This is a genomic window from Marinovum sp. PR37 (assembly GCF_028807375.1).
In the GTDB taxonomy this organism is placed as follows: domain Bacteria; phylum Pseudomonadota; class Alphaproteobacteria; order Rhodobacterales; family Rhodobacteraceae; genus Marinovum; species Marinovum algicola.
In genome coordinates, this window is the sequence record NZ_JARAML010000009.1 from 122,633 (window position 1) to 135,674 (window position 13,042).

Genomic DNA, 13,042 nt, shown 5'->3' on the forward strand with positions numbered 1-13,042 from the left:
AGGAGGACGCGATGGGCAAACGGGTTCTCGTCATCGAGGACGAGCCGAATATCATCGAGGCGATCAAGTTTTTCCTGTCCCGCGACGGCTGGGAGGTCTTCACCCATTCCAACGGTCACGACGCGCTCGAGGCGGTGGACCGGCGGGCGCCGGATCTGCTGATCCTCGATGTCATGCTGCCCGGCCGCTCGGGCTATGAAATCCTGCGCGAACTCCGGGCACAGGAACGCTGGGCGAAGCTGCCGGTGCTGATCCTCACCGCCCGCGGCCAGACAAAAGACCGCGAGATGGCGGCGGCGGCGGGGGCCAGCCGCTTCATGACCAAGCCGTTCTCCAACACCGACATTCTCGAAGCCGTGCGCGAGCTGGCCGAGGCATGAGCGACCGGCCCCGGCATCTGTTTGTCGAGCGCCAGACCTATCGCCGGCGCCGGCTTCAGGATGCGGCGCGGTTCCTGCCGGTGCTGGGCATCGTGCTGATGATGGTGCCGCTGCTCTGGTCCGAAGGCGCCGAGGGCGTGACGATGTCGGGCGCGGTGATCTATCTCTTTCTGATCTGGGCGGCGCTGGTGGCGGCGGCGATGGTGCTCTCGCTCTATCTGCGCGACGACCGGAGCGAGCCCGAGGACAGCCCGCCGGAAAGCCGGCGGGAGGCCGGCAGATGAACACCGTCAACCTGCTGATCCTGGTCTGCACGGTCTATGTGGCGCTGCTCTTCCTCGTCGCCTTCGTGGCCGAGCGCAGCGCCATGCGCGGCCGCGGCCGCTGGCTGCGCTCGCCGATGGTCTACACCCTGTCGCTGTCGATCTATTGCACCGCCTGGACGTTTTACGGCGCCGTCGGCTATGCCGCGCGATCGGGGCTTGAATATATCACCATCTACCTCGGGCCGACCATCGTGATGATCGGCTGGTGGTGGGTGCTGCGCAAGCTGGTGCGGGTCGGCCGGGCGCAGCGGGTGACCTCGATCGCCGACCTGATCTCGGCGCGGTTCGGCAAGTCGAACCTGCTCGCGGTCGGTGTCACCATCCTCGCCGTGGTCGGCACCACGCCTTACATCGCGCTGCAATTGCAATCGGTGACCCTGTCCTTCGCCTCTTTCGCCGATGCGGTGGGCCAGCCCGGGCCGGGGGACGGCGCGCGCGCCTCGACGGCGCTCTGGGTGGCGATGGGGCTGGCGCTCTTTACCGTGCTCTTCGGCACCCGCAATCTCGATGCCAACGAACGTCACCACGGCGTCGTCATGGCCATCGCCGTCGAGGCGGTGGTCAAGCTGGTGGCGTTGCTGGCGGTCGGCGTCTTCGTGGTCTGGGGCCTGTCCGGCGGGGTGAACGAGACCCTGGCGCGGATCGATGCCTCGAAGATCGGCAACTGGCAGATGGACGGCGGCCGCTGGGCGGCGCTGACCTTCCTGTCGGCGGCGGCCTGCCTCTGCCTGCCGCGGATGTTTCAGGTGATGGTGGTGGAAAACGCCGACGAGGCGCATCTGCGCACCGCCTCCTGGGCCTTTCCCGGCTATCTGCTGCTGATGAGCCTGTTTGTCGTGCCGATCGCGGTGATGGGGCTCGAACGGCTGCCCGAGGGCGCGAACCCCGATCTCTTTGTCCTCACCCTGCCGCTGGCCGAGGGCCAGACCGCATTGGCGATCTTTTCCTTTCTCGGAGGCTTTTCCTCGGCGACCTCGATGGTGATCGTGGCGGCGTTGGCGCTGGCGACCATGGTGTCGAACCATATGGTGATGCCGCTCTGGCTGCGCTGGACCGGCGGGCGGGCCAGCGTATCGGGGGACGTGCGCCATGTGGTGCTGCTGTCACGGCGGATTTCCATCGCCGGGGTGGTGGCGCTGGGATACGTCTATTACCGCACCACCGGCGGCGGCGCGGCGCTGGCCTCGATCGGGCTGGTCAGTTTCGCCGGGGTGGCGCAGGTGTTGCCGGTGATGATCGGCGGGCTCTACTGGCGTGGCGCGACACGGCTTGGCGCGCTGGCGGGGCTGAGCGTCGGCTTCGGGCTCTGGGGCTACGCGCTGTTCCTGCCGAGCCTCGGCGGCGGGATCATGCCGCAGGACATCCTCGCGAACGGCCCGCTCGGCATCGCCTGGCTGCGGCCGCAGGCGCTCTTTGGCATCGAGGGGCTCGATCCGCTGGTGCATGCGGTGCTCTGGTCGCTTCTGCTCAATGCGCTGACCTTCTTCACCGTGTCGCTCGCCACGTTCCCGACGCCGCTGGAGCGGCTTCAGGGGGCGCAATTCGTCAATGTGCTCAATCAGGCCGGCTCGGCGCGTAGCTGGTCGGCCGGGGCGGCGCAGGCCGAGGACCTGATGGTCATGGCGCAGCGTATCCTCGGCGCGCCCGAGGCGCAGGCGTTTTTCGAGCAGGAGGCGGAACGGCAATCGGGCCGGGCGGTGCGCCCCGGCGCCCTGCCGGAGCCGAACCCGGATTTCCTGCAACGGCTGGAGCGCGAGCTGTCGGGCTCGGTCGGGGCGGCCACGGCGCATGCCATGGTGGCGCAGATCGTCGGCGGCGCCAGCGTCTCGGTGCGGGAACTGCTGGCGGTGGCCGACGAAACTGCGCAGATGATCGAATATTCCGACCGGCTCGAGGCGCAGTCCAAGGAACTGGCCGCCACCGCCGCCAAGCTGCGCGAGGCCAATGACAAGCTGACCCGGCTGTCGGTGCAGAAGGACGCCTTCCTGAGCCAGATCAGCCACGAGCTGCGCACGCCGATGACCTCGATCCGGGCGTTTTCCGAGATCCTGCGCGACACCGCCGATGTCTCGCCCGAGGAACAGCGGAAATATTCGTCGATCATCCATGACGAATCCGTCCGGCTGACCCGGCTGCTCGACGATCTGCTCGATCTCAGCGTGCTGGAGAACGGCCAGGTCAACCTCAACATCCGCCAGGGCGATCTGCGCGAGGCGCTGGACAAGGCGGTTTCGGCCGCCGCCGCCGAAGGCGATGCCGGGCTGCGGGTGCTGCGCGAGGATGCCGCCGCCCCGATCCGGCTGGAAACCGATTTCGACCGGCTGGGGCAGGTCTTCATCAATCTGATCGCCAATGCCCGCAAATATTGTGACGCCGCGGCGCCGGAATTGCGGATCACCACGCGGCCGCTCTCCGACGGGCAGGTGCAGGTGGATTTCGTCGACAATGGCTCGGGCATTCCGCTCGAGGCGCGCGACCTGATCTTCGAGAAATTCGCCCGTGCCAGCCCGCAGAGGGCCGGCGGCGCCGGGCTGGGCCTGTCGATCTGCCGCCAGATCATGGAGCGGCTGGGCGGGGCGGTGGATTACCTGCCGTCGGAGCGCAATGCGCATTTCCGCGTCACCTTGCCTGCCACTGCCGCGGCTGCGCGGCCGGCACGGGGTAAGCCGAAGTTAACCAATTGACGGCATAGATCATCGGGTATGAGCAAAGAGCCCGCCGGGCTCGCGATGACCGGGAAATCATGGCTGACACCCAACGCAAGAATCTGCTCCGGGATCTGGCCTCTGCCGCGCGCAGGGCGCAGGAGGTGCGGGAAATGTCGCCGGCCCGGGCGCTGCGACTGGGGCTGGCCCGCGCTGCCGCGCAGCTCTACGAGCTGCCGGTGCAGGTCACCGAGGTCAAGAGCACGGGGCTCGGCGGCGAGGAGGTTGCCGCCGCCTGCGGCCCGGACATGCTGCTGGCGTTGCTCGACGGGCCGGATGGCGCGCGCGGCGCAGTGGCGCTGAACCGGGCGATGGTGGCGGCGTTGATCGAGGTGCAGGTCATGGGCGTGGTCAGCACCCTCGAGCTGTCCGACCGGGCGTTGACGCCGACCGACGCCGCGATGGTGGCGCCCTGGCTCGATGCCGCCCTGGAACGGGTCGACCTTGCGCTTGCGGAGGGGCTGCCCGTGGGGACCGGCCCGGACTGTGGCAAGGCGGGCGACTGGCTGGTCGGCTACCGATTTGGCGCCATGGCCGAGGATGCCCGCGCGCTGGCGCTGGCGCTCGACGCGACCCGGTTTCACCTGCTGCGGCTGACGGTGGATGTGGCGCTGGGCCGACGGACCGGCGAGATCGCGCTGCTGCTGCCGGCCGCCGACATGGCCGAGCGCCGGAACCAAGCCGAACCCGCCGCAACGGCGGGCGAGAGTTTCTTGCAGGTTCCGGCCGAGCTGCGGGTCGTTGCCGGGCGCCTGTCGCTGCCCTTGTCGCGCGCCGGGGCATTGCGGCCCGGCGATGTGCTGCCGCTGGACCGGCTGGCGCTGGCCACGGCCGAACTGCGATCGGTTGACGGCACCCTGGCCGGGCAGGCGCGGCTGGGTCGCGTGGGCGAGCATTGGGCGGTGCGCTTTGGCCCGGCCGCGCGGCCCGAGCCCCCGGCCGAGCCAGTGGCGGATACACCAGCGCGCAGCGCGCCCGCCGGACCGGCGCGGCAGGTGCCGAAAGAGCAGGTGACGTCGCTGCCCGAACTGCCGCCCATGGATTTCGACGACCCGCCGGAGCCGGACACCGCGCCGGTGGCCTTGGACGGGACGCAGGAACTGGGCAATGCCGGGTTCGAATGATCCCGGCGGCGGGCTCAGATCTGCCGCATCAGGTCGAGCTGCGGGCGCAGACCGGCGAGGTCGTAGCCGCCCTCGGCCGCCTTGGCGAGGATCTCGTCGGTCGAGCGGTCGCCGGCCATCGCCTGTGCCAGAGACCAGATCACCGTACAGCGCGTGCCAGAGGCGCAATAGGCCAGAACCGGCCCCTTTGCCTCGGCCACGAGCCGCGCCTGTTCAGCGATATTGTCCGGCGTCATGGTCTGATGGGTGAGCGGCAGGACGTGAAAGTCGAGCCCGGCCGCCTCGGCCGCCTGCCGCATCGCCTCGGCCTGAAGCGCCGGCGGCACCTCGGCATCGGGGCGGTTGCAGATGAGGGTCGAAAACCCCGCCTCGGCCAGCGCGGCGGCGTCTTCGGGCGTGATCTGGGGAGAGACGTGATAGCTCTCGTCAATGTGCCTGATATCCATGATGCCCTATTAGGCCGGCGCGCCGTATCTGTCCAGTTGCCCTCTGATCGCCGGCGCCGCGAACATCCCGGCAAGCATCGCCGCGACAAAGACCGCATGGCCCCAATGGCCAAATCCCAGCGCCGCGATGGAGGGGCCGGGGCAGAGCCCGGAGAGCCCCCAGCCCATGCCGAAGAGCGCCGAGCCCAGCACCAGGTTGCGGCCGAGCTTCGGCTCTGGCGGGGCGGGGAAGCTGCCTCCGGTCAGCGGCGTGCCACGCCGGGTCAGCCGCCAGGCCAGCGCCATCGGCACGATCGCGCCGCCCATGACAAAGGCCAGCGTCGGATCCCAATCGCCAAAGACATCGAGCCAGCCCTGCACCTTGGCGGTGTCGGTCATGCCCGAGATGAACAGCCCGGCGCCAAACAGCGACCCGGCCAGCAAAGCCATCAGATACCGCATCAGATCACTCCCAGAAGGTGGCGGAACAACACGACCGTCAGCGCCCCGGCGCCGATATAGAACACCGTGGCGACGATGCCGCGCAGCGACAGCCGCGAAATGCCACAGACGCCATGGCCGGAGGTGCAGCCATTGGCCAGCCGGGTGCCGATGCCGACCAGCAGCCCGGCCGCCACCAGCACCGCCGGGTTGGTTGTCAGATGGGTGTCGGCCTCGGGAAACAGCGGCAGGAGCAGCAGCGGCAGGACAAAGACCCCGGCGAGAAAGATCAGCCGTTCCCCGACGGTGCCGCGACCGCTGCCATCGACCAGTCCACCAATGATGCCGCTGGCGCCCATGATCCGGCCGTTGCCGAGCAGGTACACCGCGCCGCCGCTGCCGATCAGCAGCCCGCCGACCAGCCCCCAAATCCAATCCGCTTCCATTCGTGCCGACCTTTTCCTGCGCCGGGCCGGTCTTCGGCCCGTCCTTCGAATACTTCATATATTGATAATGGAATGTGTTTCAAGGGGGGACATGCCGCGCCCGGATTGACGCGGGCTTGATGTGGGTCAACGCGCGCCCGACGGCATTGCCGACATACTGGGCAGCGCCGAGGAAAAAGAGCAAAAACCCACCGAAAATCGCCCGAAATACAACCCATGCGTGCAGAAACTGTTACTCGAATCTGAGAGTGTGCTACTGTCGCAGCTACGGGGAGGACCAAAATGACCAGGATGCAATATCAGACATTGATCGCCGACATCGAAGCCCAGATCGCCGCCAGCGGCCCCTTGGACAAGGACCGTCTGCGCGCCCATCTGGCCGCGCTGAAGCAAAAGGCGGGGACCGACCGCGTCCACTTTGGCCGCTATGGCACGCGGCCCGAGCAGGACCGCTTCGAGGAAGAGGTCGAAGCGCAGTTCGACAATCTTCCGGTCTGAGAGAACCGGGGCCTGCCCCCCGGGGGCGGGCCTCATTCCGGCGCGATCGCAGCCGTCCTCAGCCGAGGGAAATGCCGACGATCACCATCATCAGCCCGATCACCGACAGAAACAGCGATCCGAGATTGCGCGGCAGCACCCGCTGCATCACCGCGCGCATCTCTGCATCGTCAAGGCCGGCCCTGCGCGCACGCATCACGGTGACGATGCACCAGACCAGCCCGAGCAATCCCACCACCGACAGCGCGGCGCCGCCCCAGATCAGCCAGTCCATATCTCGTCTCCTGCGCAATTTCGCGCTTCGGTAATAGAAGCGGCGTGCCATCGCAAGGGTCTTGCGGTAAAGGCGCGGCAAAGCTAGCAACACCTGAAAACAGGCAGGAGCACATCATGGACGTGACCGAGAACGAGAATGGTATCCCCGACAGCTACAAGGTGACCGCCGGCGAGCTGCGCCAGTTCATCGAACGCTTCGAGCGGCTGGACCAGGAAAAGAAGGACATCGCCGAACAGCAGAAAGAGGTGATGGCCGAGGCCAAGGCGCGCGGCTACGACACCAAGGTCATGCGCAAGGTGATCGCGCTGCGCAAGCGCGACAAGGACGACATCGCCGAGGAAGAGGCGGTGCTCGAGATGTACAAGGAAGCGCTGGGCATGTCCTGAGCCCATGCACTGGGTCAAGATCATACATCTGCTCTGCGTCATGGGCTGGATGACCTCGATCTTCGCGGTCCCGCGCGCGTTGATCTATTGGAAGCGCGAATGGGCGCGGCTGGGGGAATTCGGCCCACTGGGCGATCTGACCTATCGGCTCTATCGGTTTTCGGCCGGGCTCGGCGTCATCGCGCTTTTGACCGGGCTCTGGCTGGGATGGGCCTGGGCCTTCGCGCCCTGGGTCTGGGTCAAGCTGGGCCTGGTGGCACTGTTGGCCGGGCATTACGTCCTGACCGGCCGCATGGTGGCGCGGGCCCGGCTGGGCGAGTTCCGCGAAAGCGATCTTTACCTGCGGGTTTTTAACGAAATCAGCGTGTTGGGCGTGGTTGCCGTGCTCTGGGTGGTGGTGGTCAAACCGTTCTGACCGGGCTTTGGCTTGTGGAGGTCCGGCACAGGGCCTACCTTCCGCCCCAGACCCATACGGAGCAGGCCCGCCATGAAAGACGCATCCCCCCAGACCATTTATCTCAAGGATTACACGCCCTTCGGATTCACCGTTGAAAGTGTCGAGCTGACCTTTCGGCTGGCGCCGCATGCGACGCGGGTGCTGTCGAAGATCCGCTTTGCGCCCAACCCTGAGGCTACGGACCGGACCTTCTTTCTGCACGGCGAAGATCTGCGCCTGATCTCGGCCAGGATCGACGGCAGGGAGGTCAACCCCGAGCTCAGCGACAGGGGACTGACCTGCGCCGTGCCCGAGGGCGCCTTTACCTGGGAGGCCGAGGTCGAGATCGACCCGGCCAACAATACCGCGCTCGAAGGCCTCTACATGTCGTCGGGGATGTATTGCACCCAATGCGAGGCCGAGGGCTTTCGCAAGATCACCTTCTACCCCGACCGGCCCGACGTGATGTCGGTCTTTACCGTGCGGATCGAGGGCGATCTGCCGGTGATGCTGTCGAACGGCAACAAGGCGGGGCAGGGCGCGGGCTGGGCCGAATGGCACGATCCCTGGCCGAAACCGGCCTATCTCTTTGCGCTGGTGGCGGGCGATCTGGTCAATCATCCCGACAGTTTCACCACCGGATCGGGACGCGCGGTCGAGCTGAACATCTGGGTGCGTCCGGGCGATCTGCACAAATGCGCCTTTGGCATGGAGGCGCTCAAACGCTCGATGACCTGGGATGAAGAGGTCTATGGGCGTGAATACGACTTGGACATCTTCAACATCGTGGCCGTGGATGACTTCAATATGGGGGCGATGGAGAACAAGGGGTTGAACATTTTCAACTCTTCAGCGGTTCTGGCCAGCCCCGAGACCGCGACCGATGCGAATTTCGAACGTATCGAGGCGATCATCGCGCACGAGTATTTTCACAACTGGACCGGCAACCGCATCACCTGCCGCGACTGGTTCCAGCTCTGTCTGAAAGAGGGGCTGACGGTGTTCCGCGATGCGCAGTTTACTTCGGATGTGCGTTCGGCCCCGGTCAAGCGGATCGGCGATGTCATGGACCTGCGCGGCCGGCAGTTTCCCGAGGACAACGGGCCGCTGAGCCACCCGGTGCGGCCGGAGAGTTTTCAGGAAATCAACAATTTCTACACTGCCACGGTCTATGAAAAGGGCGCCGAGGTGATCGGCATGCTGAAACGGCTGGTCGGAGAGGAGGCGTATTACAAGGCGGTCGAGCTGTATTTCGAGCGTCATGATGGCGATGCGGCGACGATCGAGGATTGGCTCAAGGTGTTCGAGGACACCACGGGCCGCGATCTCGGTCAGTTCAAGCGCTGGTATTCGCAATCCGGCACCCCGCGGCTGACGGTCGAGGAGGCCTGGGAGCCGGGCGAGACCGGGGCGGAAGGCGTTCCCGCGTCCCGGCCTCCGAGCCGGGACCTCGCCGCCGAACAAGGGGCAAGTGATGATTCAAAGGGAAGCCAAGGGGCCCCGGATCAGGTCCGGGGCGCGGCGCGCGAACAGGCTTCGGGCGGGGCTGCGCCGACCGGCGGCGGCACCTATACGCTGACCTTTCGGCAGGAGACGCGGCCGACGCCGGGGCAGGAGGAGAAACTGCCACAGGTCATCCCGATCGCCGTCGGGCTGCTGGGGCCGAACGGCGCCGAGGTGCGGCCGACCGAAGTGCTCGAGATGACGCAGGCCGAACAGAGCTTTCGCTTCACCGGGCTCGCGGCGAAGCCGGTGCCGTCGATCCTGCGCGATTTCTCGGCGCCGGTGATCCTCGATCGCAGCCTGACCAGCACCGAGAACGCCTTTCTGCTGGCGCATGACACCGATCCTTTCAATCGGTGGGAGGCCGGGCGCAACCTGGCCCGGGCAACCCTGCTCGATATGGTGACGGGCGATGCACGGCCGGATGCGGACTACCTCGACGGGCTTACCGCCGTGCTGCGCGACCGGGGGCTCGATCCGGCGCTGCGGGCGCAGATGCTGGCGCTGCCGACGCAATCCGAAATCGCGCAGATGCAGCACGATCGCGGCCAGACCCCCGACCCGGAGGCGATCTATACCGCGCATGAGACGCTCAAGCTGCGGATGGCCGAGCATTTGCAGGATCTTCTGCCGGTGCTCTACGCCGAGAACCAGATCGAGGCGCCGTATCGTCCCGACGCCGGCCAGGCAAGCAAACGCGACCTGAGCACGGCAGTGCTGGGGCTGCTCAGCCGGATCGACGGCGGTGCCCAGGCGGCCCAGCAATATGCGCGGGCCGACAACATGACCTTGCAGCTCTCGGCGCTCGCAGGTCTGCTGATCGCCGGCAAGGGCGAGGCCGAGCTCGAGGCATTCCAGCAGCAATGGAAGGATGACCGTCTGGTGATGGACAAGTGGTTCGGCTTGCAGGTGAGCCATGCCGCGCCCGCCCGGGCGGCCGAGGTGGCCGAACGGCTGACCCGGCACCCGGATTTCACCCTGACCAACCCGAACCGGTTCCGCGCCGTGCTGGGCGCGCTCGGCAGGAACCACGCGGGCTTTCACCATGGCTCGGGCAAGGGCTATGCGCTGGTGGCCGACAAGCTGATCGCGCTCGATGCCAAGAACCCGCAGACCACCGCGCGGATGTGCGCGCTGTTCCAGACCTGGCGGCGCTATGACGCGTCTCGTCAGGCCCATGCCAGGGCCGCGCTCGAACGGATTGCGGCCACCCCGGGGCTCAGCCGCGATACCACCGAAATGGTCACCCGGATGCTTGCTGGCGCCTGATGCCGACGTGCGCCTCCCGGCCGGTCCGGGCCGGGGGGCGGCGGGTTTTGGCGCATCAAGCGGCTTTTTGCCCCGCCGGGCTTTCCTCGGACCGAATTCGCGCCATATGTCATGAAGCTGTTGCTTAGCCATGACGATTTGGGCGAATGAGAGATCGCATAGACCCACTGATTCAAGAGCGCGCCAACTGGCTCTTTGCCGACCGCTTGCAGGCGCGACTGGCCCGTCGCCTCCTCGACCGCTTGTTGAGTTACGAGGACACCATTGCGCTGGCCACCGAGCTGCGCGACAGCCCCTATCCCGAGATCATGGATCGCATGGGCCGGCTTCTGGCGCGGCGGGTCGAGGCCAGCGGGCTCGAGAACATTCCCGCCAGCGGGCCGGCGCTGATCGTCGCCAACCATCCGACAGGCATTGCCGATGGCATCGTGTTGCACCGGCTTCTGGCCCGCAAACGGCCCGACAGCTATTTCTTTGCCAATCACGACATCCTGCGCGTGCTGCCGCAGATGGAGGGGATGATCGCCCCGGTCGAATGGCGCAAGGAAAAGCGCAGCCATGCCAAGACGCGACAGACCATGGCCTATACCAGCAAGGCGGTCAAAGAGGGCCGGTTGGGGGTGATCTTTCCCTCCGGCCGCCTGGCCAAGCGGCGCGGCCTGAGGCTTTATGAACGGCCGTGGATGTCCTCGCCGGTGACCCTCGCGCGCAAGTTTGGCCTGCCGGTCATCCCGCTGCGGATGGAGGCGCGCAATTCTGCGCTGTTCTACCTGTTCGACGCGATCCACCCCACCCTGCGCGACATCACCCTGTTTCACGAGACGCTGAACAAGCATCGCCAGATCTTCCGCATCCAGGTCGGCACACCGATTGCCGCCGCAGATCTTCCGGCCAGGCCGGAAGAGGGGATCGCCATGCTGCGCGAGGCGACCCTGTCGCTGGCCGGGGGGCGGTCGGATTACGAACGCGCCGTGCCGCTGGTACATGCGCCGGAACTGGCCTGACGGCTGCCGCCGGCGTCTGGCAATCCGCTACATCTGGCCGCCGGCGATCTCGATGGTCTGGCCATTGACGCTTTGCGAGCCCGGCCCGCAGAGCCAGAGCGCCGCTGCCGCAACCTCTTCGGCGTCCAGCAGCCGCCGGTGGCGGTTGGCCTTGACCATCACCGCCAGCGCATCCTCGGCACTCATCCCGGTGCGTTCGGCAATACTGCTCTGGTTGCGGCTGACAATCTCGGTGTCCACATAGCCAGGGCAGAGCGCATTGAAGGTAAACGGCGTGCCGAGGAAATCCTCGCTCAGGCCGCGGATCAGCCCGACCAGCCCGTGTTTCGAGGCGGTATAGGCCGGCGCGCCGCGCAACCCGCGGATGCCGGCAATCGACGAGACGGCGATAACCCGGCCCCAGTCGGTTTCGGTCATCGAGGGCAGGCAGGCGCGGATTGTCAGAAAGGCACCGTCGAGATTGGTGCGCATCGTGTGCCGCCAGGCGTCCAGATCGGTCTTGCGGATCGACTGGCCTTCGGCAATCCCGGCATTGGGCACGCAGATTTGCACGGGGCCCCGCGCCGCCACCGCCTGCGCAACGCCTCGGGTCACCGAACTTTCCTCGGTCACATCCATCACCAGCGGATGCAGCCCGGGGCCGGCGACCGCCTCCAGCACTTCGGCCCGGCGGCCGGTGATCGTCACCTCGGCGCCGGCCCCGGCCAGCGCCTGCGCGATCGACAGCCCGATGCCGGTGCCGCCACCGGTGATCACGGCGTGTTTTCCCTCGAGCATGTCGTCTCCTTCGCTGTGTCGCCAACCTGCGCTGCAATGCCGCCTTTTGGCAAGCAGGCCGCGCCCCTGCTACGGGGCAAATGACGATGGCGGCGCGCCCGGGCGCGGGCCTGAGGCCGGGCAAGGTTTCCTCTGGTGGCGTCGAATCTGCACGATAATTTGTCAATATTCGTGAATTACGTGGCGGCATGGACATGCCGCAACGCAACAAATATGAAGTTGCGGCAGGGAATCGACCTGTGTTCTTTCATCTCGACAGAAGTCGCGTTGAAATATAATTGCGCAGCGGATATTGCGCAATGGAACGACGTAACCGACGAAGGAAACGCACACGTGAAAATCGGGACGCCACGAGAGATACTGAACGGCGAGAACCGGGTCGCCATGACGCCGGACAGCGCGACGCAGTTGCAGAAGCTGGGCTACGAGTGCCTGGTCGAGACCGGGGCCGGGGCGAAAGCCGGGTTCTCGGATGATCTCTACCGCGAGGCGGGTGTCACCGTCGTCGACAGCGCCGAGGCGCTCTGGGGCACGGCCGACATCATTGCCAAGGTGCGGATTCCGACCACCGAAGAGCTGGACTATCTGACCGAAGACAAGACGCTGATTTCCTTCTTCAATCCGGCCGGGAACGAAGAGGGCATGGAGGCCGCCAAGGCCAAGGGCGCCTCGGTCATCGCGATGGAGATGGTGCCGCGTATCTCGCGCGCGCAGAAGATGGACGCCTTGTCGTCGATGGCCAATATCGCCGGTTACCGCGCGGTGATCGAGGCCGGCAACAACTTCGGCCGCTTCTTCACCGGTCAGGTGACGGCCGCTGGCAAAGTACCCCCGGCCAAGGTTCTGGTGGTCGGCGCCGGTGTGGCCGGTCTGGCCGCAATCGGTACCTCGACCTCGCTTGGCGCCATCACCTATGCCTTCGACGTGCGGCCGGAAGTGGCCGAACAGGTCGAATCGATGGGGGCCGAATTCGTCTATCTCGACTTCGAGGAAGAACAGGCCGACGGCGCCGCCACCGGCGGCTATGCCGCGGTCTCCAGCCCGG

General features: G+C 66.5%; 14 protein-coding genes and 1 pseudogene. 10 read left to right on the forward strand and 5 right to left on the reverse strand.

The window, feature by feature from the left end; genetic code table 11:
• Positions 1 to 11 precede the first annotated feature (11 nt).
• From PVW49_RS10225 to PVW49_RS10240, 4 genes are read left to right on the forward strand one after another with little or no spacing between them, the layout of a single operon-like run.
• Complete coding sequence (locus PVW49_RS10225; protein WP_048532350.1) at positions 12 to 380, forward strand: response regulator transcription factor; 369 nt, start codon at positions 12 to 14, stop codon at positions 378 to 380.
• A complete protein-coding gene (locus tag PVW49_RS10230) occupies positions 377 to 664 on the forward strand; it encodes a hypothetical protein (RefSeq protein ID WP_048532349.1) in 288 nt (95 codons plus the stop codon). Before PVW49_RS10225 ends, PVW49_RS10230 begins: the two co-directional genes overlap by 4 nt.
• Positions 661 to 3,390, forward strand: a complete 2,730-nt coding sequence (locus PVW49_RS10235) for an ATP-binding protein (RefSeq protein WP_074837192.1) — start codon at positions 661 to 663, stop codon at positions 3,388 to 3,390. Before PVW49_RS10230 ends, PVW49_RS10235 begins: the two co-directional genes overlap by 4 nt.
• Positions 3,391 to 3,449: 59 nt before the next feature.
• Positions 3,450 to 4,535 carry a FliM/FliN family flagellar motor switch protein gene (locus PVW49_RS10240; RefSeq protein ID WP_074837193.1) on the forward strand — a complete coding sequence of 362 codons (1,086 nt, stop codon included), beginning with the start codon at positions 3,450 to 3,452 and terminating at the stop codon, positions 4,533 to 4,535.
• Positions 4,536 to 4,549: 14 nt separating this feature from the next.
• On the opposite strand, the gene PVW49_RS10245 is transcribed toward PVW49_RS10240, so the two are convergent.
• Genes PVW49_RS10245 through PVW49_RS10255 form a run of 3 tightly spaced genes read right to left on the reverse strand, consistent with a single transcriptional unit; the run spans position 4,550 to position 5,847 of the window.
• Positions 4,550 to 4,981, reverse strand: coding sequence for a TIGR01244 family sulfur transferase (locus PVW49_RS10245; RefSeq protein ID WP_048532346.1), 432 nt, complete (start codon positions 4,979 to 4,981; stop codon positions 4,550 to 4,552).
• Between the two features lie 9 nt (positions 4,982 to 4,990).
• Entirely contained in the window at positions 4,991 to 5,422 is a 432-nt protein-coding gene (locus PVW49_RS10250) for a DUF6691 family protein (protein WP_274590486.1), read from the reverse strand.
• On the reverse strand, positions 5,422 to 5,847 hold the full coding sequence (locus PVW49_RS10255) for a YeeE/YedE family protein (protein ID WP_074837194.1): 426 nt from the start codon (positions 5,845 to 5,847) through the stop codon (positions 5,422 to 5,424). Before PVW49_RS10255 ends, PVW49_RS10250 begins: the two co-directional genes overlap by 1 nt.
• A gap of 282 nt (positions 5,848 to 6,129) precedes the next feature.
• Between PVW49_RS10255 and PVW49_RS10260 the strand changes: the two genes are divergently transcribed.
• The gene (locus PVW49_RS10260; protein WP_274590487.1) at positions 6,130 to 6,345 is read left to right on the forward strand and encodes a hypothetical protein; all 216 of its coding nucleotides are present in this window, start codon (positions 6,130 to 6,132) and stop codon (positions 6,343 to 6,345) included.
• Between the two features lie 58 nt (positions 6,346 to 6,403).
• Here PVW49_RS10260 and PVW49_RS10265 read toward each other — a convergent pair whose 3' ends face one another.
• Positions 6,404 to 6,619 carry a hypothetical protein gene (locus PVW49_RS10265; RefSeq protein WP_048532342.1) on the reverse strand — a complete coding sequence of 72 codons (216 nt, stop codon included), beginning with the start codon at positions 6,617 to 6,619 and terminating at the stop codon, positions 6,404 to 6,406.
• A 116-nt stretch (positions 6,620 to 6,735) separates the two neighbouring features.
• Between PVW49_RS10265 and PVW49_RS10270 the strand changes: the two genes are divergently transcribed.
• From PVW49_RS10270 to PVW49_RS10285, 4 genes are all read left to right on the forward strand, one after another.
• Complete coding sequence (locus tag PVW49_RS10270; protein WP_048532341.1) at positions 6,736 to 7,008, forward strand: DUF2312 domain-containing protein; 273 nt, start codon at positions 6,736 to 6,738, stop codon at positions 7,006 to 7,008.
• A gap of 4 nt (positions 7,009 to 7,012) precedes the next feature.
• Positions 7,013 to 7,423, forward strand: coding sequence for a CopD family protein (locus PVW49_RS10275; protein WP_048532340.1), 411 nt, complete (start codon positions 7,013 to 7,015; stop codon positions 7,421 to 7,423).
• Positions 7,424 to 7,495: 72 nt separating this feature from the next.
• The gene (locus tag PVW49_RS10280; protein WP_274590488.1) at positions 7,496 to 10,216 is read left to right on the forward strand and encodes a M1 family metallopeptidase; all 2,721 of its coding nucleotides are present in this window, start codon (positions 7,496 to 7,498) and stop codon (positions 10,214 to 10,216) included.
• A 146-nt stretch (positions 10,217 to 10,362) separates the two neighbouring features.
• Positions 10,363 to 11,220: a lysophospholipid acyltransferase family protein gene (locus PVW49_RS10285; RefSeq protein WP_274590489.1), complete on the forward strand. Its 858-nt coding sequence runs from the start codon at positions 10,363 to 10,365 to the stop codon at positions 11,218 to 11,220.
• A gap of 27 nt (positions 11,221 to 11,247) precedes the next feature.
• Here the strand turns inward: PVW49_RS10285 and PVW49_RS10290 are convergent, their stop codons facing one another.
• Positions 11,248 to 11,997 (reverse strand): SDR family NAD(P)-dependent oxidoreductase, encoded by a 750-nt coding sequence (locus PVW49_RS10290; protein ID WP_074837197.1) that lies wholly within the window; start codon positions 11,995 to 11,997, stop codon positions 11,248 to 11,250.
• Positions 11,998 to 12,330: 333 nt separating this feature from the next.
• Between PVW49_RS10290 and PVW49_RS10295 the strand changes: the two are divergent.
• Positions 12,331 to 13,042: pseudogene (locus tag PVW49_RS10295) on the forward strand (Re/Si-specific NAD(P)(+) transhydrogenase subunit alpha); the annotation flags it as partial.